21 protein-coding genes are annotated in these 22,353 nt (G+C 69.2%); 8 read left to right on the top strand and 13 right to left on the bottom strand.

The window, feature by feature from the left end:
- Window positions 1-85 precede the first annotated feature (85 nt).
- The 3 genes from AC067M_RS26035 to AC067M_RS26025 all read left to right on the top strand — a co-directional run bounded on the left by AC067M_RS26035 (window position 86) and on the right by AC067M_RS26025 (window position 2,892).
- Entirely contained in the window at window positions 86-1,309 is a 1,224-nt protein-coding gene (locus AC067M_RS26035; protein ID WP_478699438.1) for a sensor histidine kinase, read from the top strand.
- Window positions 1,309-1,947, top strand: a complete 639-nt coding sequence (locus tag AC067M_RS26030; protein WP_478699479.1) for a response regulator — start codon at window positions 1,309-1,311, stop codon at window positions 1,945-1,947. Before AC067M_RS26035 ends, AC067M_RS26030 begins: the two co-directional genes overlap by 1 nt.
- 429 nt (window positions 1,948-2,376) lie before the next feature.
- Complete coding sequence (locus AC067M_RS26025; protein WP_478699437.1) at window positions 2,377-2,892, top strand: hypothetical protein; 516 nt, start codon at window positions 2,377-2,379, stop codon at window positions 2,890-2,892.
- A 96-nt stretch (window positions 2,893-2,988) separates the two neighbouring features.
- Here the strand turns inward: AC067M_RS26025 and AC067M_RS26020 are convergent, their stop codons facing one another.
- Window positions 2,989-3,753 carry an ATP-binding cassette domain-containing protein gene (locus AC067M_RS26020; RefSeq protein WP_478699436.1) on the bottom strand — a complete coding sequence of 255 codons (765 nt, stop codon included), beginning with the start codon at window positions 3,751-3,753 and terminating at the stop codon, window positions 2,989-2,991.
- A 409-nt stretch (window positions 3,754-4,162) separates the two neighbouring features.
- Between AC067M_RS26020 and AC067M_RS26015 the strand changes: the two genes are divergently transcribed.
- From AC067M_RS26015 to xynC, 3 genes are all read left to right on the top strand, one after another.
- Window positions 4,163-5,236: a substrate-binding domain-containing protein gene (locus AC067M_RS26015; RefSeq protein WP_478699435.1), complete on the top strand. Its 1,074-nt coding sequence runs from the start codon at window positions 4,163-4,165 to the stop codon at window positions 5,234-5,236.
- A 6-nt stretch (window positions 5,237-5,242) separates the two neighbouring features.
- Window positions 5,243-6,256, top strand: coding sequence for an ABC transporter permease (locus tag AC067M_RS26010; protein WP_478699434.1), 1,014 nt, complete (start codon window positions 5,243-5,245; stop codon window positions 6,254-6,256).
- 317 nt (window positions 6,257-6,573) lie between these two features.
- Entirely contained in the window at window positions 6,574-7,887 is a 1,314-nt protein-coding gene (gene xynC, locus AC067M_RS26005) for a glucuronoarabinoxylan endo-1,4-beta-xylanase XynC (RefSeq protein ID WP_478699433.1), read from the top strand.
- A 143-nt stretch (window positions 7,888-8,030) separates the two neighbouring features.
- On the opposite strand, the gene AC067M_RS26000 is transcribed toward xynC, so the two are convergent.
- The 5 genes from AC067M_RS26000 to rfbD form a co-directional block, all read right to left on the bottom strand.
- Complete coding sequence (locus AC067M_RS26000; RefSeq protein ID WP_478699432.1) at window positions 8,031-8,993, bottom strand: DUF418 domain-containing protein; 963 nt, start codon at window positions 8,991-8,993, stop codon at window positions 8,031-8,033.
- A gap of 90 nt (window positions 8,994-9,083) precedes the next feature.
- The gene (gene rfbB / locus AC067M_RS25995) at window positions 9,084-10,037 is read right to left on the bottom strand and encodes a dTDP-glucose 4,6-dehydratase (protein ID WP_478699431.1); all 954 of its coding nucleotides are present in this window, start codon (window positions 10,035-10,037) and stop codon (window positions 9,084-9,086) included.
- Window positions 10,034-11,101 (bottom strand): glucose-1-phosphate thymidylyltransferase, encoded by a 1,068-nt coding sequence (locus AC067M_RS25990; RefSeq protein ID WP_478699430.1) that lies wholly within the window; start codon window positions 11,099-11,101, stop codon window positions 10,034-10,036. The genes rfbB and AC067M_RS25990 overlap by 4 nt, the downstream gene beginning before the upstream one ends.
- Window positions 11,098-11,721, bottom strand: a complete 624-nt coding sequence (locus AC067M_RS25985; RefSeq protein ID WP_478699429.1) for a dTDP-4-dehydrorhamnose 3,5-epimerase family protein — start codon at window positions 11,719-11,721, stop codon at window positions 11,098-11,100. The genes AC067M_RS25990 and AC067M_RS25985 overlap by 4 nt, the downstream gene beginning before the upstream one ends.
- Entirely contained in the window at window positions 11,718-12,620 is a 903-nt protein-coding gene (gene rfbD, locus AC067M_RS25980; protein WP_478699428.1) for a dTDP-4-dehydrorhamnose reductase, read from the bottom strand. Before rfbD ends, AC067M_RS25985 begins: the two co-directional genes overlap by 4 nt.
- 335 nt (window positions 12,621-12,955) lie before the next feature.
- Between rfbD and AC067M_RS25975 the strand changes: the two genes are divergently transcribed.
- Both AC067M_RS25975 and AC067M_RS25970 read left to right on the top strand, forming a co-directional pair.
- Window positions 12,956-13,603 (top strand): GOLPH3/VPS74 family protein, encoded by a 648-nt coding sequence (locus tag AC067M_RS25975; protein ID WP_478699427.1) that lies wholly within the window; start codon window positions 12,956-12,958, stop codon window positions 13,601-13,603.
- Window positions 13,604-13,799: 196 nt separating this feature from the next.
- A complete protein-coding gene (locus AC067M_RS25970; RefSeq protein ID WP_478699426.1) occupies window positions 13,800-14,684 on the top strand; it encodes a hypothetical protein in 885 nt (294 codons plus the stop codon).
- Here AC067M_RS25970 and AC067M_RS25965 read toward each other — a convergent pair.
- The 7 genes from AC067M_RS25965 to AC067M_RS25935 form a co-directional block, all read right to left on the bottom strand.
- Window positions 14,655-15,740: a glycosyltransferase family 2 protein gene (locus tag AC067M_RS25965; RefSeq protein ID WP_478699425.1), complete on the bottom strand. Its 1,086-nt coding sequence runs from the start codon at window positions 15,738-15,740 to the stop codon at window positions 14,655-14,657. The genes AC067M_RS25970 and AC067M_RS25965 overlap by 30 nt on opposite strands.
- Window positions 15,741-15,771: 31 nt before the next feature.
- The gene (gene lanKC, locus AC067M_RS25960) at window positions 15,772-18,333 is read right to left on the bottom strand and encodes a class III lanthionine synthetase LanKC (protein ID WP_478699424.1); all 2,562 of its coding nucleotides are present in this window, start codon (window positions 18,331-18,333) and stop codon (window positions 15,772-15,774) included.
- A gap of 75 nt (window positions 18,334-18,408) precedes the next feature.
- Window positions 18,409-20,070, bottom strand: coding sequence for a daptide biosynthesis intramembrane metalloprotease (mpaP, locus tag AC067M_RS25955; RefSeq protein ID WP_478699423.1), 1,662 nt, complete (start codon window positions 20,068-20,070; stop codon window positions 18,409-18,411).
- Entirely contained in the window at window positions 20,067-20,807 is a 741-nt protein-coding gene (locus AC067M_RS25950; protein WP_478699422.1) for an ABC transporter permease, read from the bottom strand. The genes mpaP and AC067M_RS25950 overlap by 4 nt, the downstream gene beginning before the upstream one ends.
- Window positions 20,800-21,528 (bottom strand): ABC transporter ATP-binding protein, encoded by a 729-nt coding sequence (locus AC067M_RS25945; RefSeq protein ID WP_478699421.1) that lies wholly within the window; start codon window positions 21,526-21,528, stop codon window positions 20,800-20,802. The genes AC067M_RS25950 and AC067M_RS25945 overlap by 8 nt, the downstream gene beginning before the upstream one ends.
- A 315-nt stretch (window positions 21,529-21,843) precedes the next feature.
- The gene (locus AC067M_RS25940) at window positions 21,844-22,020 is read right to left on the bottom strand and encodes a daptide-type RiPP (RefSeq protein ID WP_478699420.1); all 177 of its coding nucleotides are present in this window, start codon (window positions 22,018-22,020) and stop codon (window positions 21,844-21,846) included.
- A gap of 77 nt (window positions 22,021-22,097) precedes the next feature.
- On the bottom strand, window positions 22,098-22,301 hold the full coding sequence (locus tag AC067M_RS25935) for a daptide-type RiPP (protein ID WP_037678348.1): 204 nt from the start codon (window positions 22,299-22,301) through the stop codon (window positions 22,098-22,100).
- Window positions 22,302-22,353 lie beyond the last annotated feature (52 nt).

Raw genomic sequence — 22,353 nt, 5'->3', positions numbered from 1 at the left:
ACCCGGCGCATTCCCGCCTGGGCGAGAGGTGATACTCCATCTGGCACTACTGCCTCCGGGGACCGGCGCCGCTACGTTCGACCGCGTGACCACTCGAACCGTCCTGGAGGCCCTCGCCCGCAGCCCGTTGGGATATCTCCGCACCGTGTGGCCGTGGCGCGCGCTGGGGTTCCTGCTGTCCGGCGGGGTGTTCGCGACGGCCGCGTACCTCGGTGTCGGCGGGCTGCTCACCGCGCCCATCGGCACCGGGGCCACGGTGCTCTGTGCGGTGGCCGTCGTGGTCTTCGCCGCCGCCCTCGCGGGTCCGCTCGAGCGACGCCGCCTCGCGCTCGTCGACCGAGGCGACCGAGGCGACCGAGGCGACCGAGGCGACCGAGGCGACCGAGGGAGCCGCAGTGACCGGCCCGAGCCACGGAACGGTCTGCGGGTCGCCGGCTACGGCGCCGTATCCGTCCTGGCGGTGGGCTGGATGGACCTGGCCGTCGTCCTGGTCTCGCTCGGCATCCCGGGCTTCCTCCTCCTCGCGCCCCTCCAGCCCACCGCCTCCCCCTGGCAGACCGTGGCCGGTCCCGTCGCGGGTGCCCTGCTCCTGCCCGTGTCCGCGTACCCCATCGGTGCCTGGGCCGGCGTCCGCGCCGCTGTGACCCGTGCTGTCCTCTTCCCGAAGGACCACGAACTGCGCGAGGTCGTGCGCTCCCGGGCCCGCCTCGTCGACGCCTTCGAGACCGAACGCCGCCGCATCGAACGTGACCTCCACGACGGTGCCCAGCAGCGCCTCGTCGCCCTCACCATGAAGCTGGGCCTCGCCGCCCTCGACCTGCCGCCCGGCAGCGCCGCGGCGGGGCAGGTCGCAGAGGCCCACGCCCTGGCCAAGGAGGCGCTCACCGAGTTGCGGGAACTGATCCGGGGCATCCATCCCCAGGTCCTGACCGAGCGCGGGGTGCCCGCCGCCGTGCGGGACATCGCCGGGCGTTGCCCGGTCCCCGCGCGCTTGGACATCGATCTCTCCGGCCGGCTTCCGGCCGCCGTCGAGCAGACCGCGTACTTCGTGACCGCCGAGGCGCTCACCAACATCGCCAGACACAGCGGTGCCGACCACTGTCGCATCACCGCCCGCTGCCATGACGGAGTGCTCCGCCTCGACATCGAGGACAACGGTTCGGGCAACGCCGACCCCGCTCGCGGTACGGGCCTCATCGGCCTCGCCGACAGGATCGCCGCCGCCGACGGCAGAATGCTCCTGTCCAGCCCGCCCGGCGGGCCCACCCTGCTCAGAGCGGAGATCCCGTGCGGCCGTCCGTCCGCATAGTGATCGCGGAGGACGCCGTCCTCCTGCGCGAAGGTCTCGTTCACCTCCTCCAGCGCTTCGGCCACCAGGTCCTCGCCGCGGTGGGCGACGGCCCTTCCCTGCTCGCCGCGGCCCGGGAACACCGGCCGCACCTGGTCATCACCGACGTCCGTATGCCACCCGGCCAGACGGACGAGGGGCTGCGGGCCGCCCGCCGGCTCCAGTCCGAGCAGCCCGGGCTCGCGGTCCTCGTCCTCAGCCAGTACGTCGAGCAGACCTTCGCCGAGGAACTGCTGGACGACCGCCGTGGCAGCGTCGGCACGGGCTACCTGCTCAAGGAACGCATCGGCGACGTCGAGGAGTTCGCCGAAGCCGTCACCCGCGTCGCCGCCGGATCCACGGTCGTCGACCCCGAAGTCGTACGCCAGCTGCTCGCCCGCCACCGCGATCCCCTGGACCGGCTCACACCCCGCGAACGCGAGGTCCTGGCTCTCATGGCCGAGGGCCGCTCCAACGCGGCGATCGCCCGCCGACTCGTCGTCACCGACGCCGCCGTCGCCAAGCACATCGCGAGCATCCTCCTGAAGCTCGAACTCCCGCCAACGGCCCCCGACGACCACCGTCGCGTCCTGGCGGTACTGGCCTATCTGCGTGCCTGAGCCCACCTGCCGGGCAGGTGCCGGGGTGCCGTACCGACGCCGTCGAACGCGACGGGGCCCACCAACCGGCCTACGGAACGAACCTCGCCCCGGTCGGCAACCGCACCACCTGATTGCGCAGGCAACATCGCCTGGCCCCCGGCAGTTGACCGAGCCAATGAAGATCAACAGCTGGTTGACAGGCGCAGGCTTCCTGCGCCCACGAGCCGGGACGTCATTTGCGACGGCAGCCTCGCGCTCTTGGCGGCGAGGCCAACTGCCTCGTACGCGCCGCCACTTGACCCGGATCATGTGCAGACGCGAAGGCGTTGTAGGGTGATCGACCTCTGCCCCGGCAGAGCAGAACTCCACACCAAAACGAGGGGACCCATGAAACTGAGTCTGCGTCGAATATCGCCTGCGCTGCGGTCGTCCGCGAGCAGGAAGGCCATGTCGGTCGCGTTGGTCGGAGCTACCGTCGTCGGCGCGTCGGTGCTGGCTGTCTCCCCGGCGTCCGCGCTGAGCTGGAAGTGCAAGAGCAGTTCCAAAACCATCGACGACGCGGGGTACTCCGGCCCCTGGGGCGACAACTGGGACTTCACCGTCAAGAACTGCGTGGCCCGGTCCGGTGGTTACGTCTACGCCAAGGCCACGGTGAGCTGGGACGCGCCTCCGTGGTACTCCGGAACCGACCACCTGTATGAAACCTTCGACAGCGCCGGCTTCCGGCTGTATCTCAAGCACGCCGACGCCGGCGCGGACACTGTCCTGGTCAAGAAGGACTTCGACATCCAGGACAAGCTGGCGGCCATGAACGGCAGCGGCAATGGTTCGTGGACCTCGTCCACGATCAAGAAGAAGGTGGGGAGCAAGAGCGCATACGCCGACGGCGCCCTGAGGCTCAACTGGGACGAGGACGGCAAGGGCGTCCGCAACTACGGCTTCTCGGCCACCAGCTCGCTCTGACGCCGGCGCTGACGCACAGCCGTCCCCACACAGAAACCGTTCCTAGGGACTGAGCGGGAGTGCGTCCTGTTGCCAGGACTCACTCCCGCTCAGTCCCTAGGAACGGTTGCTCGTGGCGCCGACGATGGCGGAGAAGATCTGTTCCTGCGGCGTGGTCGGCACATGGAAGAAGCCGTTGTTGCAGCCGAGCCGCAGCACGGCCGCCTCGTCCGCGACGGCCTTGACGTCTCCCAGGTTGTGACTGATGAGGACCACCCCGATGCCCCGCTCTCGGAGCTCGTCGACGACGTCGAGGATGTGACCGGTCTGTCGGATGCCCAGCGCCGCGGTGGGCTCGTCCAGGAGGACGGCCTTCGGGCGACCAAGGAGCGCGCGGCAGAGCGCGACGGTCTGCCGCTGGCCCCCGGAGAGTGAAGCGACCGGAGCACGCACATCGGGGACCCGGATGCCCATCGCGTCAAGCTGCCCGCGTGCCTCCCTGCGCATGGCGTCGTAGTCGATCAACCGGAACAGGCGGCCCCGGACGCCGGGGCACCGCCGCTCCTGCCCCAGGAAGAGGTTCTCGGCGACATTGAGGTCATCGCACAACGCCAGTTTCTGGTACACGGTCGCGATGCCGAGACGCTGAGCGATCCGGGGGGTTCTGATCTGGACGGCCCGGCCCTCCCACTCGATGACACCCTTGTCGGCGGAATCGACACCCGCGATGACCTTGATGAGGGTGGACTTGCCGGCACCGTTGTCACCCACCAGAGCGACGACCTCACCCTCGTGGACCTCCAGATCCACGTCCTTGAGGGCCTGTACGGCGCCGAACCGCTTGGAGATTCCGCGTAGCGCGAGCAGGGGCGGCCCAGTCAAGCGAACCTCGCCTTCTCCGCGTGACCGTGGTGACGCCGCGCGGTCTCGGTGGAACTCCGGCCACAGGTGAGCCCGGCACTTCCCTTGCCAGGGCCAGGACTCCGCCCGTCCCGGTGTGTCCGTAACAACATCTTTCGCCTCAAACGGGACGTATGCAATGCAGGACGCACGCTCCCCGGCCGGTGCGACCGGGCGCGACACCTCGCGCTCGATGGCGGCACGCCCAGGGCGGGCGCGGGCGTGCCGGACCGAAAACCGGCGCGGGCGGGAGAGCCGGACTGGGGTGGTCGAAGAGACGCGCAGCGACACGGCGCACAGGGCGATAGCTATGATCAATACAGACATATGGTGCAGACGGCTTAGCCAGGGGTTCCGCGATGCCGGACCCGGCCGGAGGAGGGTGTCACCCATGGCACACCACCACACCGTCCGCGAGCGCAGTCGGCCACGGCGTCCCCGTCCAGGGGCGACGCTCCTCCTGGTGGCCACCTTGCTGCTCGGCGCCGCCGCCTGCGGCGGGGACCAGGACTCCACGGGTGGCGACGGGACGCGGAAGGTCACGATCGGCCTGGTGACCAAGACGGAGATCAATCCGTTCTTCGTGACCATGCGCGAGGCCGCCGCAGCCGCGGCGAAGAAGAACAACGCCGAGCTCATCGCCCTGTCCGGCAAGTTCGACGGCGACAACGAGGGCCAGGTCGCCGCGGTGGAGAGCCTCATCGCCCGCCATGTGCAGGGAATCCTGATCACGCCGTCGAACACGACGGGGATCCTGGGCGCCATCGCGGAGGCCCGTCGGCAGGGCATCATCGTGATCGCGCTGGACACCGCGACGGACCCGGCGAACGCGGTGGACGCCACGTACGCAACCGACAACTTCAAAGCCGGACGCCTCCAGGGCGCCTACGTCAGGGCCGTGCTCGGCAAGCAGGCCCCCAAGTTGTTCATGCTCGACGGAACGGAGGGCTCCACGGTCAGCCAGTTCCGGCACGACGGCTTCCTCAGCGGCTTCGGGATCAAGGACGACTCACCGGTGATCCGCGGACAGACGATCACCAACGGCGACCGCAACCGGGCGCAGACCGCGACGGAGAACCTGCTGCAGCGCACGACCGACGTGAACTCGCTCTACGCCATCAACGAACCGGCAGCCAACGGCGCCTACACGGCCCTCGCCGAACGCGGCCTCACCCGTCGGGTCACCATCGGCACCATCGACGGCGGGTGCGACGGCGTGCGCGACGTGAAAGCCGGCAAGTACGCGGCCACCGTCATGCAGTTCCCGGTCAGGATGGCCGACCAGGGCGTGGCCGCGGTCACCGACTTCGTCAGGAGCGGGAAGAAACCGTCCGGCTTCACGGACACGGGCACGACACTCATCACCGACAAGCCGGTACGCGGACTGGCGTCCCGGAACAGCGACTGGGGGCTCCGGTACTGCTGGGGTGACCCTTCCGCGCCCACCGGGCGAAGGGATCAGTAACGGATCATGAGATCTCCCGTCACCGCCAGTCCCGCCGACGGCGGCGACCCGGGCGCCGGGCTGCGGAACGGGCTGCGGTACGCCCTGCGCACACCGACCGTCGGCCCCCTCGCGGCCCTGGCCAGCGCTGTACTGGTCTTCTCGCTGACGACGGACACGTTCCTGACGCCGGACAACCTCTCCCTGGTGCTGCAGCAGTCCATCGTGATCGGCATCCTGGCGCTGGGCCAGACCCTGATCATCCTCACCGCGGGCATCGACCTGTCGAACGGGGCCATCGCGGTCCTCGCCACGCTCGTCATGGCCAAGCCCGTGTTCGAGGGGGGCAGCCCCGCGGCGGCGCTGCTGCTCGGTCTTGCCGTGGCGACCTGCCTGGGGCTCGTCAACGGTGTCCTCGTGGCCCGGCTGAGCCTGCCACCGTTCATCGTGACCCTGGGTGCGCTGACCGTCATCTATGCCGTGAGCAGGCTCTACTCCGAGTCCCGCAGCTATCCGGTGACCAGCGACCTCCTGGTCATCTGGGGGAACGGCATCCACCTCGGCAGCGTGCTCATCACCTGGGGGACGTTCCTGCTCGTGGGTCTGTACACGTTCTTCTGGTACGTGCTCGGCAAGACAGCCTGGGGCCGGCACATCTACGCCGTCGGCAACGCACCCGAGTCCGCCCGCCTGACCGGCATCAGCGTGCGGCACACGGTCCTGTCGGTCTACGTCACCGCCGGTCTCCTCTACGGCATCGCCGCCTGGCAGTCCCTCGGCCGCATTCCCAACGCCGACCCCAACGCCTACCAGACGGCGAACCTGGAGAGCATCACCGCCGTCGTCATCGGCGGGACCAGCCTCTTCGGCGGCCGGGGAAGCGTCGCCGGAACGCTCATCGGAACGCTCATCGTCACCGTGCTCCGCTCCGGCCTCACCCAGGCGGGTATCGACAGCCTCTACCAGGACGTCGCGACCGGGACCCTCGTCGTCGTCGCGGTCGGCGTCGACAAGGTCCTGCGCAGAGGCAACACACGCTGATACCGACGCGCGACCGCGTGCCAGGCAGTGCGGGCAACCACGTGCGGACCATCCCCGCCCGCATTTGGTCGCGCGCTGAGGCTTGTGGTGGCGAGCGGCAATCGTTAACTTCCCGACGTACCAAGGATGCGAAATCCTGCATGCCGTTCGCAATATCGAACAGCATGGGTGGCTCCCCAAGCCGCCAAGGGCAGGCCGAGGCAACGACCAACAGCACCTCCCCTCCGAACAAGACCAGCGCGTAGCCCTTCCCGCGAATGGGAGCACTCCCATTGATGCGCGGGTCAGGTCAGCACCGACAACCAAGAGGAGGAGACATGCCGCAAGATCGGAATGAGCCCGTGAGCAGCGAGCGGAGATCGCCGGGCCGGCGAACCGTCCTGGCGACGTTGGGGGCCCTGCCGATCCTCACGGCCACGACGGCGCCCGTGGGGGCTTCGGAAGCTGCGGCCGCGACGGCTGCCGCGACGGCGGTCATCGACCCGTCGGCGCGGCGGCAGACGATTCGGGGCTTCGGCGGCATGACCCACACGGCCTGGATCGGCGACCTGACAGCCGCCCAGCGGGACACGGCGTTCGGCACCGGCGAGGGCCGGCTGGGGTTATCCGTGCTGAGGATCCCCGTCCCCGAGAACCGGGCGGACTGGAGCCGTGATGTGGCGACGGCCAGGCGCGCGACCGAGCTCGGGGCGACCGTCATCGCGTCGCCGTGGAATCCCCCCGCCAGCATGGTCGAGACCTTCGTCCACGGCAGTCAGACCAACGCGAGGCGCCTCAGGTACGACATGTACGGCGCCTATGCCCAGCACCTCAACGACTTCAACGGGTTCCTGCGGAACAACGGGGTGAACCTGTACGGCATATCGGTGCAGAACGAACCCGACTACGCCCAGGACTGGACGTGGTGGACTCCCGCCGAAATGGTCCGGTTCCTGCGGGAGAACGCCGGCTCGATCGGCACCAGGGTCATCGCGCCCGAGTCCTTCCAGTACCGGAAGAACATCTCGGACCCGATCCTCAACGACCCCGTGGCGCTCGCCAACGTGGACATCATCGGAGCCCACCTCTACGGCACGCGGTTCGCGGACTTCCCCTATCCCCTCTTCAAGCAAAGGGGCGCGGGCAAAGAACTCTGGATGACCGAGGTCTACTACCCCAACAGCACCGATTCGGCGGACCTCTGGCCCCAGGCGCTCGACGTGGGGGAGCACATCCACCGCGCCATGGTGGACGCCGAGTTCCAGGCGTACATCTGGTGGTACATCCGGCGCAGCTACGGCCCCATGCGGGAGGACGGCCGGATCAGCAAGCGCGGCGCCAGCATGGCGCACTTCGCCAGGTTCGTCCGCCCCGGATATGTACGGATCGAGGCGACGGCGAACCCGGCGTCGAACGTCTACGTCTCGGCGTACCGGGGCGATCAGCGCACGGTCGTCGTCGTTGCCATCAACAAGGGGACCGCTGCGGTGAGGCAGCAGTTCTCCCTGGCGAACAGCACGGTGTCCAGTGTCTCCTCCTGGCTGACCGACGCGAGCAGGAACGTCGCGTCCCAGGGCACGACCGGCGCGTCGAACGGCTCCTTCACCGCCACGCTTCCCGCTCGAAGCGTGACGACCTTCGTGGTCGGGTGACCGGGGCTCCTCGCGGGATCAACACCAGTGCGTGGTGAGTGCGCGTGAACCGCAGCAGCGGCAAGGCACTCACAACCCGGGCCCTGTCAGTACGGCCGTACGGGCGCCGTCGGTGAACGTGGCCCGGGGCGCCCGCCCGAGGCTCATCGGACGAATGTCGCCAGTTTGGTGGCGCCGTTGGGCAGGTACTCCAGCGGTCCGCGGCGGAAGAAGCGAGACCAGATCGCCGCGAACAGGGTGGCCCCGACGATGAACCAGAGCAGCAGCGCGGCGGAGGCGGACTGTGGCGGGGTGGCCGCTTCACCCGGCGGGGCGAGGATGACCAGGATGTGGCCCACGTACAGGGTCAGGGACATGGTGCCGACAGCGATGATCGGAGTTGCCAGCCGGCGCAGCCACCGCAGTCGGTCCATCGCCGCCGTCAGGCACAGGAGCCCGGTGATCGCGATCCCGATGCTGCCGACGAGGTCGAATGTGGATCCGGTGTGCGGCTCGGCTGCCAGTAGCCCCCATGCGTCGGGGCCCCACAGCCCACCACCGATCTTCATGTCGAAGGAGTCCGCTGCCATTCCGGGGTCCTTCATGGCGCCGGGGTCCTTCATGGCGCCGGGGTCCTTCATGGCAGCCATCCCGGCCATGATCTTCTGAGCGCCGCCGGTCAACCGGAGCGCCAGCCACGAGACGCCGTATCCGAACACGATCACCGCAGGACCGACCACGGCCAGCCGCCGCTGCACCGCGCCGGAGGTCAGATCCAGCCGGCCCAGCGTCATGCCGGTGACCACGAACGTCATCCAGGTGATCGCCGGGTAGAGGCCGGTGAGCAGGAGGTCGAGCACGCCCACACCGCAGAGTCGCGCGATCGGGTCGTACGAGTCGATGCTGTTCACGATCGACTCGTTGAGCAGTGCCCTGAGGCCGAACGCCACCTGCGGCGTGACGACCGCGAGCGTGACCGCGATGGTCGCGAGTGTCCTGGCCCGCAGCCGCAGCAGGGGCAGGGCCAGCAGGAAGTACAACGCGTAGAAGTTGAGGATTCCGGCGCCGCCGAAGTTGGTCATCGCCAGCGCGCTGCCCACCACCAGCAGGATCACGGCCCGGATCACGATCCGGGCCTTCGCCTGCCTGGAGCCGTGTCCCGTAACTCGGCGGAGGCGTTGGGGGATTCTTCCCTGCGGCCGTGCAGTCGTTCCCTCTCAGGGTTCGTAGCGCTCGCGGTACCAGTCGACGGTCTCGGCGAGCCCGGACATGAAGTCGCGCTGCGGTTCGTAGCCGAGTTCCCGGCGGATCTTCGACCAGTCCACGGAGTAGCGAAGGTCGTGGCCCTTACGGTCGGCGACCCAGTCCACCCGGTCCCATTCAGCGCCGCAAGCCGCAAGCAGGGCGCCGGTCAGTTCCTTGTTGGTCAGTTCCGTACCGCCACCGATGTTGTAAATCTCGCCCGGTCGGCCTCGGGTGAGCACCGCGATGAGACCGCGGCAGTGATCGTCGACATGGAGCCAGTCCCGGACGTTCTCACCGTCGCCGTACAGCGGCACGTTCTCGCCGCGCAGCAGCCGAGTGACGAAGCGCGGGATCAGCTTTTCCGGGAACTGGTAGGGACCGTAGTTGTTGGAGCAGCGGGTGACGCGCACGTCGAGGCCGTGGGTGCGGTGGCAGGCGAGAGCCAGCAGGTCACTGGATGCCTTGGACGCGGAGTAGGCCGAGCTGGGCAGCAGAGGGTCCTGCTCGGTCGCGCTGCCGAACGGCACGGAACCGTACACCTCGTCCGTCGAGACGTGCACGAAGGGCTCCGTGCCGTGCCGCAGCGCGGCGTCCAGCAGGGTCTGCGTGCCCAGCACATTGGTGTGGACAAAGGGGAGGGCGGCGGCGATGGAGCGGTCCACGTGGGACTCGGCCGCCAGGTGGACCACGGCGTCGTGCTCGGCCATCAGCCGGTCGACCACCACCGCGTCGGTGATGTCTCCTTGCACGAAACGGAATCCCGGATGATGCCGCACGGTGTCCAGGTTGTCCAGGTTTGCGGCGTAGGTCAGGCTGTCCAGAACGGTCACGTGCACGGCACCGAGCGGCCGGTCCGGTGCGAGAACCGTGCGGACCAAGTGCGAACCGATGAAACCGGCACCGCCGGTGATCAGGATTCTCCTCATGACGGGATCTGCACCTTGCTGTGGTCGCCGAGCAGCAGCCGGTGGGCGTGCGGGGCGCGGGTGGTGGGCACGATCTCCACGTTGCGGCCGATCACCGACGCCTCGATGCGGCGTACTCCATCGATGGTCGCACCGGGCAGCACAATGGAGTACTCGATCTCACTACCGGAGACCGAGCAGTTCTCCGCGATGGACGTGAAGGGCCCGATGTACGAACTGGTGACGGTGGTTCCGGCCCCGATCACCGCCGGCCCCACCACGCGCGAGCCGCGCACTGTGGCGCCCTCGGCGACGACAACCCGGCCGACGATCTCGCTGTGCGCATCGACCGCACCGTCGCAGCGGCGCGCGATCCGGTCCAGTACCAACCGGTTCACCTCCAGCATGTCCATGGCGTTCCCGGTGTCCTTCCAGTAGCCGGACACAATGGAGGACCGGACATCGGCACCGTCCTCGATGAGCCGCTGGAGGGCGTCGGTGATCTCCAGCTCGCCTCGCGCGGAAGGCCGGAGGGCGGCCACCGCCTCGTGGATCGCCGGGGAGAAGAAGTACACGCCGACCAGAGCGAGATCGCTCTTGGGAAACTCGGGCTTCTCCTCGAGTGCGGTCACCCGGCCGGCCTCGTCCAGGGTCGCCACCCCGAACGCGCGAGGATCGGGCACCTGGGCCAGCATGATCTGCGCAGCCGGTCGGGAGGCCCGGAACTGTCGTGCCTGCTCCGCGATGCCGTCGAGCAGGAAGTTGTCACCGAGGTACATGACGAAGTCGTCGGAGCCGAGCCAGGGACGGGCTGTGGCCACGGCGTGCGCCAGGCCCAGAGGCCGGTCCTGACGAATGTAGGTGACGTCCAGGCCCCACCGCGATCCGTCCCCGACCGCGGCGCGTATCTCCTGCTCGGTGTCCCCGACGATGACGCCCACCTCGGTCACCCCTGCCTCGGCGATCCCTTCCAAGGCGTAGAACAGGACAGGTTGGTTGGCCACGGGCACCAGCTGTTTGGCTGACGTGTGGGTCAGGGGACGCATCCTGGTTCCGGATCCTCCGGAGAGGACGAGCGCCTTCACAGGGACTCCTCGGGGTCGGTCGGGAGAGGGCGCACCGCGCCGGTCGGGACGGTGACGCACATGTCGTAGGAAGGCAGCAGCCCGGCCGCCTCGGCGGCGGCGAGGCCGGGGGCCGCAGCGTCCTTCGCGGACAGCACCGGCGGGATGTCGCTGTCCCAGGCGATGCCCAGGCGCAGGTCGAAGGGATCCACAGCGTGTTCGCGGGAGGCGTCGTAGCCGGACGTGGTGAGGTAGACCACCGTCGCGTCATCTGTCAGGGCCTGGAAGCCGTGGCCCAGTCCTTCGGAGAGGAAGACCGCGCGCCGGTTGTCGGCGTCCAGCTGGACCGCGTCCCAGGCGCCGAAGCTCGGCGATCCGGTGCGCAGGTCCACCACGACGTCACGCACCGCACCGCGCACACACGTCACGTACTTCGCCTGCCCGGGTGGCACGTCGGCGAAGTGGATGCCCCGCACCACACCACGCCGCGACACCGAGCAGTTGGCCTGGGCCAGGTGGAAGGGGCGCCCCGCGGCGGCGCGCACGTCCTCGGCCCGGAACCATTCGTGGAAGGAACCCCGGTCGTCGGTGAACGACGGGGGATCGGCCACCCAGGCTCCGGGCACCTTCAGCGGTCTCACGCAGCCCCCTCCTGCCGCCCCGGCCCGCACACTTCGGCCAGCGCGGTGCGCCAATCCCGCGGCGCGGGCAGCCCGGCCTCGGTCCAGCGACGGTGACCGAGGACGCTCCAGTACGGTCGCCGAGCGGGACGCGGTATCCGGGAACTGTCGGTCGGCCGGACCCGGTCCGGGTCGGCGCCCTGTAGCCGGAACACCTCCCGAGCCAGTTCGTACCGGCTGGCGCTGCCCGCGTTCGTGGCGTGGAAGACGCCACGCACCGCGTGGGCAGGCAGGCCGGCCAAGGCGATCAGCTGGGCAGTCACGTCCGCGGCGTTCGACGGCTGGCCGTACTGGTCGCGCACCACGTCCACGGTGCCGTCGCCCCGGGCCGCGCGGGCCATGGCCCCGACGAACCCGTCCAGGTCCCTGCCGTAGAGCCAGGCAGTTCGCACCACGGTGGCGGCATCCGGCAGTTCCCGGAGCACCGCGCGCTCGCCGGCGCGCTTCGTGCGGCCGTAGGCCGTGCCCGGCGCGGTGGGTGCGTCCTCGGAGTACGGGGTCCCGAAGTCCGACAGGACGCCGGGGAAGACGTAGTCGGTGGACACGTGCAGCAGCCGGGCACCCTGGGCGGCGCAGCCGCGAGCGAGATGCCGCGCACCGTCGGCGTTGACTCGCCGCGCCTCCTCCTCGTGGGACTCGGCCGCGTCCACGTCCGTCCAAGCAGCGCAGTTGACCACGATGTCAGGGCGCCAGTGCCGCAGGGTCTCGTCGACGGCCCGGGCGTCGGTCACGTCCAGGCGGTCCCGGCCGAGTGGCACGCAGTCCGCGCCCTGAGCGGTCAACTGGGCGTGCACTTCGCGTCCGAGCCGCCCACTGGCGCCGGCGATGAGCCATCGGCCTGCTGGTACCGGGAAATTCATGAGGCCGTCTTTACTTAACACTCGGCGATGTTAGCCCGGAGTGCGACTGTTACGTGCACCAGTTCGAGCATGCTACGTCCGTTCTCACCATCACCCGCAAGACCGGCCGACTCCGCAGGATCTGTGCGTCAAGCGCTCGGCAACGACCAGCTACCCAAGAAAGGGACATCAGCTCACGAACCGCCCCCTGACCGGAAAGCGAATTACAAAAACGGCTTAATCGAAGTGAATGGCCGCACCATTGGCTACGGCCCGGCCCGATCACTCGACTTTGCCGACGCGTGCGTGGAACCTCAGCTTCCTGTTGCTCGTCTCTCTCTCGAGAGGGGGATCCCATGACCAAGGATCTGACAATCGGCGAGCAGATCGTGCTGCTCGCACTGGACGAAGAGACCGGCACGCTGCGCGAAGCGCCGCTGCGGGTGTCCCTGGCCGTTTCGGCGGCCGCCTTGCTGGAGCTGAGCTTCTCCGGGTACCTGACGGAGCGTGACGGTGCACTCGTCGTCGCTGGAGCGCCGACGCCAGTGGATCCGGCGGCCGCGGCCATGGCCGAGCACATACAGAGCCATCCCGAGGAGACGCCACGGGAGTGGCTGCTGGCCGTACGCGAGCAAGCACTCGACACGGCGTACCGGGGACTGTCGGAGAAGAGACTGGTGCGGGAGCAGGGACGACGGGTCCTCGGCGCCTTCGGATCGGTGAAGCACCCGGTCACCGGCCTGTCGGAACTCGCGGCGCTGCGAGGACGGCTGACAGCCGTCCTCACGCAGGGCCAGGACCCCGATGAGCGCACGGCGGCTCTGATCACAGTGCTGCACCACGCGGGCCTTCAGGGCGTCATGGCGCAGGGCCCCGGGGCAGAGGCACCCGAGTACCGTCTGACCGCGATCGCCGAGGGGCAAGGCACGGCCGCGGCACTCGGAGACGCGATCCGCACCACGGTCGCCGCTCTCACCGCGGTCATCGCCTCGTCCGCTCTGTAGGAAAGGCGTCGGCGGACCCGCTGGCCGGGTCCGCCCGCCGTACAGGACAGGGCGACCATTTCGCTCCTTCGCTTTAATGTTTGACAGCTACGGGAACTAATGTTCGAATAAGGTCATGGGGGAAATGACCTTAACTGCATTGGGTATGTCAAGTTTCGACGAATTGGTGTACAAAACCCTTTTGCGGGAAACAGAGATGGGAGTATCGGGCCTGTGCGTGGTCCTCGACCGTGACGACGAGGACATCCGCGCCTCGCTGCGAAGACTCGCCGAGCAGGGCATGGTCCGCTTGGATGAACACGGCGAGCCGACCGCCCTCAACCCCGACGAGAGTGTCGGACGACTTCTGGAACAGCGGCTCAGAAGCCTGCACGCAGAGCAGCAGGAAGTCCTGTCGTTCGGTTACTCACTGATCCGCCAGCCTCTCGCCTGGCGTTCTCCCAGACAGCTTCAGGGAGACGACAAGGCCGGGTGCGACCGGGCCGGGGAACTCATGGTCCAGGCCCGGCGTGAAGTGCTGACGATGCAGCCGAATTGGACCCTGACACCACAGACGATCCTGGCCTCGCGTCGGGTCGCCGTGAGCTGCCTGCGACGCGGTGTGACCGTGAAAACCCTGATACACAAACGGGCTCTGGAGGACGAGGCCACGTCCACGTTCCTCACCGAGATGATCCGGCACGGCGCACAGGTCCGCCTCCTGGACGGAGGGTTCGAGCGGGTGCTGATCGTCGATCGGGAGACCGCCCTCGTGCAGGCCGAGCGGGGCACCTCACCGAGCACCATGGTGGAGCAGGGAGCGCTGGTCGGCACGCTCCTGTCGTTCTTCGACCGCTGCTGGTCCCAAGCGCTCGACGCCTCGACGCTGCTCCCGCCGGGGCGTGGCCCCGCCCCACTGGACGGGATGCAGCTGAAGGTGCTCCAAGCCATGGCACGCGCCGACAAGGACGAGGTCGCGGCACGTGAACTGGGCATATCGGTGCGCACCTACCGGGGGCGGGTCGCGGAGCTGCTGAAGCACCTCCACGCCGCCACCCGCTTCCAGGCGGCACTACGGGCCAAGGAGAAGGGCCTCATCTGACCGGTGGGCCCGCCCGCCGGGCCCACCCTCGGCCAGATCCCTGACCAGCCGGAGCACACGCGGCTGGACGGAGGGCACCAGCCGCGCGGCGCGGCGGGCGTGCTCGACGCGGGAACAGAGCAGGTTCCGCGCGATGGCGTACCGCCCCTGTTCGGGCACCAACACGAGCTCCTCGAAGAGCTTCACCTCACCCGAGACCACGCGTTCGATCTCCTCGTCAAGGTCCTCGCTCCAGTCGAGGGGCCGTACCAGGGCGCCGGAGTCGTCCATCTGCCGGTACCAGTCCCTCATGTCCGCCAGGACGGCGGCGCGGAACAACTCGTCGTACCGGCCCGACCGGAGTTCGCACAGCAGCGCATGAGCGGTTCGCGCGTCGTCGAGGACGACCAGGGGCAGCCGGTGGGGGCGCGGCATCCGGTTCCTACGGGTGCCGCTGTCCATCAGCAGGGCCGCGGTCGGTTCCACGACGGTGCGAAACGTATGGCCCGCGTCGGCCACCCGCAGCCACAGATCCCAGTCTTCCAGGCCCGCACCGCCGCGCCAGCCCCCGACCCGCTCCACGACACCGCGGCGATGTCCCGCCCTCGACGGCTCGAACATAGGGCCCAGCACCTGGAGTTGGGGGTGCCAGAAGGCCGACAGCGGCGAGAACTCGGCGGCCTCCTCGCCGTCGGCGTCGTGGTACGTGCAGCCCGTCACCGCGAGGTCCGCGTCCGCCCGCAGCATGCCGAGCAGGACACGAAGGTGCTCGGGCCGCCAGACGTCGTCATGGTCCAGATAGGCGATGAACTCGCCCCGGGCAAGAGCCAGTCCCGCGTTGCGCGGCCCGCTGGGGTGGCCGCTCCGCTCGATGCGGTGGAGCCTGACCCGGGAATCCTCCCGCGCGGACCGGCGCACCCAGTCCTCGGTGTCGTCGTCGCACCCGTCCGAGACCACGAGCAGTTCCCAGTCCTGAAGGGTCTGCGCGCGGACGGAGTCGATGGTCTCCGTGATCTTCCGTGACCTGTTGTAGGTCGGACAGATCACGGACACCGCCACTGTGTCGTTGCCGTTCATGGCCCTTCATCACCTCCGTCGTCGGATCGGTTCACAGGAACGCCAGAGTCCCCGGCGCGGTGTTCGCGGCGCTCAGGGCGAGCAGCACGCCTGCGGCTCCGGTCGCCAGGTCCGTCGTGAGGCGCACGTTCTCCAGGCCCAGGAACGCCGGCCTGTCCTCGTGGACGACCCCGTACAGGCCGACCGTGGCGGCGAGGCGCTCGACCGCGGCAGCTTCCGCCGGGCCGGCCAGACGGGTGGCGGCCAGCATCACGCCGGCGAAGCCGTGGAAAAGCCCCGCGGTGTGGGGAACGCAGTCCAGGGCCGACCGCAGGACGGTTTCGCAGGCCAGCGCGAAGCGCGGCTCGTGGCGCTGGGCGAGGTACTCCCTCAGCACCATGGCGGTGCCGCCACTGCCGGCGGCGAACGTGGGACGTGTGCCGACGGCACCTTCCGCCCAGCCTTCCTCCGCCTCGGCACCGACCGCGCCCGCCTCCACACCCGGCTCCACCGTCCACCCGAGGGCGCGCAGATCGGTGTCGAGCAGCTCACGGGCCCCGTCGAGCAGGCCGGTGTCGGGCGTGTGGGCGTGCAGACGCAGCAGGAGCAGCGCGCCACCGGACCTGCCGCGCAGCAGACCGGCCTCGCCGCGGCGGGGAGGGCGGGTCGCCGCGCTCTCGACCAACTGCTCCGCCAGGACCGTAGCCTGCTTCAGGGCGGCGTCGTCCCCCGTGGCTCGTGCGAAGTACAGATGGGCGAGCCCCAGCCCGACCCGGCCGTCCAGGAGGCTGTCGTTCGCGGGTTCCACCCCGGACGCCTCCTTCAGCAGAGCCGCGGCGGCATCGGTCCGGCCGAGGCGCTGCAGCGCACACGCGACACCGGACGTGCCGGTGTAGAGCCCCGGGGACGGGTCGGTGAACCGGCGCGCGGACTCCTCGAGCCAGTCGACGTGGGCAGCGGGAATCTCCGTCCCCGCCTCGCTGAGGGCCCACAGCACCCCTGCGGCTCCGTAGGCGAGGCAGGTTCCGCCCTCCCGCAGGAGGAACTGGGCCGTGTCACCGGGAAAGAGACGGTCCTCGCGTCGGGGCGTGGCCGTCGCGAGAATGCCTTGCCCCACGGCGGCCGGGTCCCGCCGGCCTACGGTGAGATGCCGGGCCGCAGCGGTGGGCAGATCGCCGGACACCGCGTCCGCGTGACCGTCCTGCGCGCCCGCACCGTCGCCGGTCGTGAGGGGCGCGAGGTCGGCGCGGACCTTGGCTCCGTAGTCCTCCGGGACCGGGTACCGGGCCTCCACGAGCTCGATCAGCTCGTCCACCTTGTCGGCGTCCCACGACAGGAGACTGGTGAGCGGGGCGAACAGGGCGAGGCGCAGGCACCCCAGGGCGTACCTGTCGATGTCCTTGCCCCGGTGGGTGGGGGGTGCGGCGAAGCCCGGCGCCGCGTGGATCTGACGCGCGGTGAGGTCGGTCGACGCCGTCTCCAGATCGATGAACGCGACGGAGCCGTCCGGGCGGACCATGACGTTGCCGGGGTGCAGGTCGCCGAAGACGACACCCCTCTCGTGCATGGCCCGCACTCCCTGCTCGATCTGGTCGAGCACCTCGTTCGCCCATCGGGTGTACGCGGCGGTCCTGTCCGGATCAGCGTGCGGAGAAGGCGGGTTGTCCCTGGTGGTCCGGATCGCGAGCGTCTCGCCCTCCACGTACTCCCGTACGAGGAAGTGGTGTTCGTGTCCCACACGGGCTTCGATGAGTTCCGGCACCCACTTGAGACCGGCGAGTTTTTGCAGGCAGTCGCGCTCCCGGATGAGTCGGGCGACCGCGTCCTCACCGTTGGTGTCGATCCCGGCGAGCGGTCTCGCCTCCCGGAGCAGGACGGGCTCGCCCGTGCGCACGTCGGTGCCGCGGTAGACGCCGCCGCCGTTGGAGAAGTGCAGGGCCCGTTCGGCGCGGTAGGGGAAGTCGTGCAGGGTGCCCGCGTTGCGCGCCTCCACCGCCTCCGTCAGACAGTCGGGGATGGTCACCCACTCCGGGGGCCGGAACGACGGACCGCGCCGATCCGGTACCAGCCTGCCCTCCGGATCCTCGATGCAGGGGATCGTCTCCCCCTTCTCCGACTTCATCATGCGCGCGACGAACCCGCCGTAGCGCACGTAGAGGGGACCGGAACGCCATCTGAGGTCACTGAGGATATAGGGACCCTGCTCTCCGTCGAGGATGGCTCCCAGCTCGTTCAGCACGGAGGCCAGGCGGGTCTCGTCCTCGGGATAGATGGTGATGAACTTGCCGCTGGCTCCGCGGTCGCCGTACTTGCCGTTGCGTCGCACCAGCACCTGCCTGCTGCGGATGAACTTGAACGCCATGCGGCGGTCCACCAGCCACTCCCAGGACCGGGCGAGGACGCTCCGCGCATTCTCCGAAGTGGCCGACACATGGATCTTCCAACCCTGCGGCGGCAGCTGGAACCCGTGCGGGGTCAACATGGTCCAGTCGGGGCCCGTATGGCACGACCAGTCGTCAGGCGTCTCGGACGTCACGGTACGGAAATCGTCGTCCGCGTCGCCGGTGCCGGCCTCGTCCCGGTCGAAGAAGGGAGTGCCTGGCGCCAGGAACATCACACGCTGATAAGCATCCATGACAGGTGCAACCGCCTTCGGGAGTACGGAGAGATCAGGAGTGGCGGGTGGGGATCAGCGCCAGAAGGGCGCCAGATACTTGAGGTAGAGCCAGTCGCCCAAGCGCCGCTCGCCTGCGCTCACCTCGGCTTGGCCTGTGGTCCCCGGGGCCAGCCGTCCGCCGTCGAGGGCGATCCCCGAGGCCGGCACTCGTACCGAATCGAGGCCCTTCACCGGGACGAAGGCGGAGATCGGCACGGACAGGTCCACGAAGTCGGTGGAAGTCACCGTGGCTGTGCCCAACTGCTTCTGGAGCACGACACCGCCGCTCAGCAGACGCACCTCGGCGCCGGGCTCGATGGCGCTCCGGTCGGTCGTCCCGGTCGACACGAGCACCGCCCGGCCCTGCTCCTCGACGAAGCCGCCGGTGACGGTGTACGGCACGGAGACCCCCAGCATGGCCGCCGCCACAGCCGCGATCCCCACCGCGGAGACAGTGACGCGCCGCCACCGGGGTGCTTCGGCGGTTCGGGCCTCCGAATCCAGTTTGGCGGCGCCTACGTAGACACGCAGCATCAGGTACCCGAGCGCGACGGAGACGATGACGGCGCCCACCAGGCCCGCGCTCTCGAGGACCGAGCCCCACAGCGTGAAGGCCATGCTCAGGACGTACAGCGGGAACAGCATGCACGCCAGACCGAACAGGGGCGCCCAGTCGACCCCGGGCAGCGCACGCTCGTAGCGTCCGCCGAACAGCAGCCTGGCGACGAGCCGGCGCGCGTCCGTGATGGACCGGTCCCGCAGGTGGGAGATGTCCAGGTGGCTCATGAGCGCCAGGTAGCCGTCCAGCTTGATGAACGGGATGGCGTTGAAGAACCCGGAGACGTAGTTGGTCACCGTGAGGAGCAGCAGGAAATCACGCAGCGCGGGGCTGCCGCCCGCCGCCGCCACGACGACGGAGCCGACGCCGGCGAGGCCGGCTATGACCGCCTGGGCGGCGATACCGGCCAGTGCGACACGTACGCGCTGGCGGTTCTTCGGCAGCCGCCACCCGTCGGTCACGTCACAGAAGAACGCGGGCGTCAGGTAGAAGAACATGAAGCCCATGCGGCTGGGCCGGCCACCGTAGTGGCTCAGCACCAGACCGTGCGTGAGCTCGTGCAGCATGGTGCCGCAGTACGTGACGACCAGCAGCGCGATCAGCGCCGGCACGGAGATCGGCTCGGCCAGGGCATCCATGGTCGCCGGGGCCTGGGCGACGAGACACAGCAGTCCTGCCGCGGCGAGCACTGCCGCTACGACCGCCCAACCACGGTGGGCGAGACGGGCGGTGAGCGGACGGAACCTGCTCAGCATGCGTTCCGGCCGCACCAGGGTGAACTGGACGGTGAGCGGCGGGACGAAGGTGACTCTTCGGTCCCCGCGCGGTTTACGCTCCGCGTCCTCGAGGAGCTGGCTGCGCTGAGCACGCAGCAGGCCCTCGGCCACCAGCTCGACGGTCCAGGGATCGCCGAGCTCCCTCGCCATGTCCTCGGCGTTGCGGGTGCCGTCGGCGAGGCGCAAAAGCCTCGCCATGCCGGCGGCCACCCGCAGGTAGCGCTGCGCGCCGGACTGGACGAGCCAGGGGGCGCCGTCCTCGATCGGCTCGTGAACCCGCACGTCCGGCGCCAGGCGCGGACACTCGGGCAGGGGTGCCGGAGTCGTGTCCGCCTGTGGCCGGTTCAGGGTCAGTCTCACGGCAGGTCCCTGCGCAGGAACAGAGTCCGGGTGGCGATCGAGCCCGCGACGATCCACACCGCGAGCACCACCAGGGCCCACGGGATCGACAGCAGATGGTCATTGCCGCCCCGGTACACGGACGCCATGGCCTCGTCGATGGTGAACTTGCCGATCTCCGGGATCAGCCGCAGCAGGCCCTCACCGACCAGCCAGGTGCTGATCAGCAGGACGAGAATGGCGGCGACCTGCTGCCGGATCAGCATCCCGAGCAGCGCGCCCCACACGGCGCCCACCACGATGACCAGCATCACCCCGAGCAGCGTCCAGGTGGTGGTCATCGTCCACTCGGGCTCCTGCGTGCGCCCGGCCAGGAACACCCACGGACTGGCGGCGGCCAGCACACCGGCCCCCAGGGCGAACACCGAGCCGCAGCCGACGACGGCGATCAGCTTGGCCGTGAGCAGCCGGCCTCTCCCGCCGCTCAGCAGAACCGACCGGCTGATGGCGCCGTTTCCGAACTCCCTGGTCACCGCGAGCATGGCGACCACCGCGGCGGCGAGTTCGACCATGAACCAGCCCTGCACCAGGGTGGATGTGATCTCGCGGGTACTGCCGCCCTTCGGAGCCTTGTCGAGCTCCTGCTGCAGGAAGCCGGCGTCGGCCATCACACACATCAACACGGCGGCGGCGGCCACGCCCCACCAGGCACGCCCGGTCCAGATCTTCCGCCACTCGGCTCCGATCAGGTCACGCATGAGCGTTCTCCTTCACCGCGGGTCCCACCAGGTCGAAGAAGCGGCTCTCGAGGCTGACGTCGCCGTTCTGCGTCAGGTCGGCGACCGTGCCGCTGTAGCGCAGCGTCTTCTGCAGGATGACGATGTCGTCGGCCATCTGCTCGACCTCCGCCAGGATGTGGCTGGAGACCAGCACGGTGCGCCCTTCGTCTGCGAGGGACCGCAGGAGCTCCCGGAGCCAGCGGATGCCGTCGGGGTCGAGTCCGTTGGCGGGTTCGTCCAGGATGAGCAGTTCGGGGTCGGCGAGCAACGCGGTCGCCAGGGCGTGCCGCTGTCGCATGCCCTGTGAGTAGTCGCGGATTTTGCGGTGGGCGTCCGCGGCGAGCCCCACCTGTTCGAGGACGTCGTCCACCCTCGTACGGGAGAGACCGATGGTCTTCGCCCAGATCCGCAGGTCGGTTCGTCCGGAGCCCGCGGCGGAAGGACCGATTCCGTCGATACTGACTCCCACCCGGTGCGCCGCACGGGGCAGTTGCGCGTACGGGTGGCCGAAGATCGTGGCGCGGCCCGAGGTCGGACGCGCGAGACCCAGCAGCATCCGCAAGGTCGTTGTCTTCCCGGCCCCGTTGCGTCCGAGGAGTCCCACTACCCGACCCGACCGGACGGTGAAGGACACGTCCTCGACCGCGGTCAGTTCGCCGTAGCGCTTCGTGAGTCCCGTGATGTCGACGACGTCGGTCATGCTCCGCCCCTCGCCCGCGCACGGAGGTACAGACCGACACAGACGATGAGTGCCAACTCCACCCCGATGCAGATAAGCAGCCCTCTGGTGCGGGCCGGGCCCTGAGTGATGGCGTAGACCACGCCTGGGGCGGCCACGGCAACCACGAGCCCGAAGGTCATGAGGGACCAGACAAGGCCGCGAGAAGATGCTTGAGGCATCAGGTATCTCTCCCCTGCGGCTCGGGGCCGCACGTATATTCATTGGTGCGGCCCTGTTCCGGATGCTAATGGCCAGCATCCGGAACAGGGCATTGCCCGTCAGGCATCCGACCGGTCAGGTCGCGATGACAGAGGTGACGGCGATGGTGCTGTAGGCAGTGCTGACGCCGGCCGAGATGGCAGCGCTCGCGAGGAAGCTGTCCCACCAGTCGGGCGCCTCCATGCCCTCCAGCTCCTCCATGGACAGCTCCTGCATGGCCAGTTCCAGAGCGGGGTTGATGTTCTCCTTCATTTCTTTCACCTCCTTCAAGGGATCTTCGACATGTGCTTGCGGGGGCCGCCCTCGCTCAGCGGCGGCGGCCCTCCAGGTCAGGTCGCCAGCGTGACGATGGAGACGTAGGAGATGACGCCTCCTGCGCTCAGTCCACCGACGGCGCTCAGCGCCGCGCTCCAGCTGAAGTCCGGGGCGTCGAGCGCCTCCAGCTCCTGCATGTCCAGCTGCTGGGCCTCCAGCTCCTGGAGAGCAAGCTCCAGAGGTGCGGACACGGCGCTGTTCTTGTTCGCGGTCTGCATTGTGTTTTCCCCCTCCCGTGGTGTTGCGGGCCGTCCGTCGGCGGACGCCGAC

It is taken from the genome of Streptomyces sp. NPDC043427 (assembly GCF_056436655.1).
The sequence above is the reverse complement of the archived record's forward strand: the minus strand, read 5'-3'. Positions and strand labels throughout refer to the sequence as shown.

Excerpts from the sequence above, each read along its gene's own strand:
- AC067M_RS25950 (WP_478699422.1), bottom strand. The coding sequence starts at position 20,807 with ATGCGTGACCTGATCGGAGCCGAGTGGCGGAAGATCTGGACCGGGCGT.
- xynC (WP_478699433.1), top strand. The coding sequence starts at position 6,574 with ATGCCGCAAGATCGGAATGAGCCCGTGAGCAGCGAGCGGAGATCGCCG.
- AC067M_RS25970 (WP_478699426.1), top strand. The coding sequence starts at position 13,800 with ATGGGAGTATCGGGCCTGTGCGTGGTCCTCGACCGTGACGACGAGGAC.
- AC067M_RS25975 (WP_478699427.1), top strand. The coding sequence starts at position 12,956 with ATGACCAAGGATCTGACAATCGGCGAGCAGATCGTGCTGCTCGCACTG.
- rfbB (WP_478699431.1), bottom strand. The coding sequence starts at position 10,037 with ATGAGGAGAATCCTGATCACCGGCGGTGCCGGTTTCATCGGTTCGCAC.
- AC067M_RS25945 (WP_478699421.1), bottom strand. The coding sequence starts at position 21,528 with ATGACCGACGTCGTCGACATCACGGGACTCACGAAGCGCTACGGCGAA.
- lanKC (WP_478699424.1), bottom strand. The coding sequence starts at position 18,333 with ATGTTCCTGGCGCCAGGCACTCCCTTCTTCGACCGGGACGAGGCCGGC.
- AC067M_RS25965 (WP_478699425.1), bottom strand. The coding sequence starts at position 15,740 with ATGAACGGCAACGACACAGTGGCGGTGTCCGTGATCTGTCCGACCTAC.
- AC067M_RS26010 (WP_478699434.1), top strand. The coding sequence starts at position 5,243 with ATGAGATCTCCCGTCACCGCCAGTCCCGCCGACGGCGGCGACCCGGGC.
- AC067M_RS26025 (WP_478699437.1), top strand. The coding sequence starts at position 2,377 with ATGTCGGTCGCGTTGGTCGGAGCTACCGTCGTCGGCGCGTCGGTGCTG.
- AC067M_RS25940 (WP_478699420.1), bottom strand. The coding sequence starts at position 22,020 with ATGAAGGAGAACATCAACCCCGCTCTGGAACTGGCCATGCAGGAGCTG.
- AC067M_RS25935 (WP_037678348.1), bottom strand. The coding sequence starts at position 22,301 with ATGCAGACCGCGAACAAGAACAGCGCCGTGTCCGCACCTCTGGAGCTT.
- rfbD (WP_478699428.1), bottom strand. The coding sequence starts at position 12,620 with ATGAATTTCCCGGTACCAGCAGGCCGATGGCTCATCGCCGGCGCCAGT.
- AC067M_RS26015 (WP_478699435.1), top strand. The coding sequence starts at position 4,163 with ATGGCACACCACCACACCGTCCGCGAGCGCAGTCGGCCACGGCGTCCC.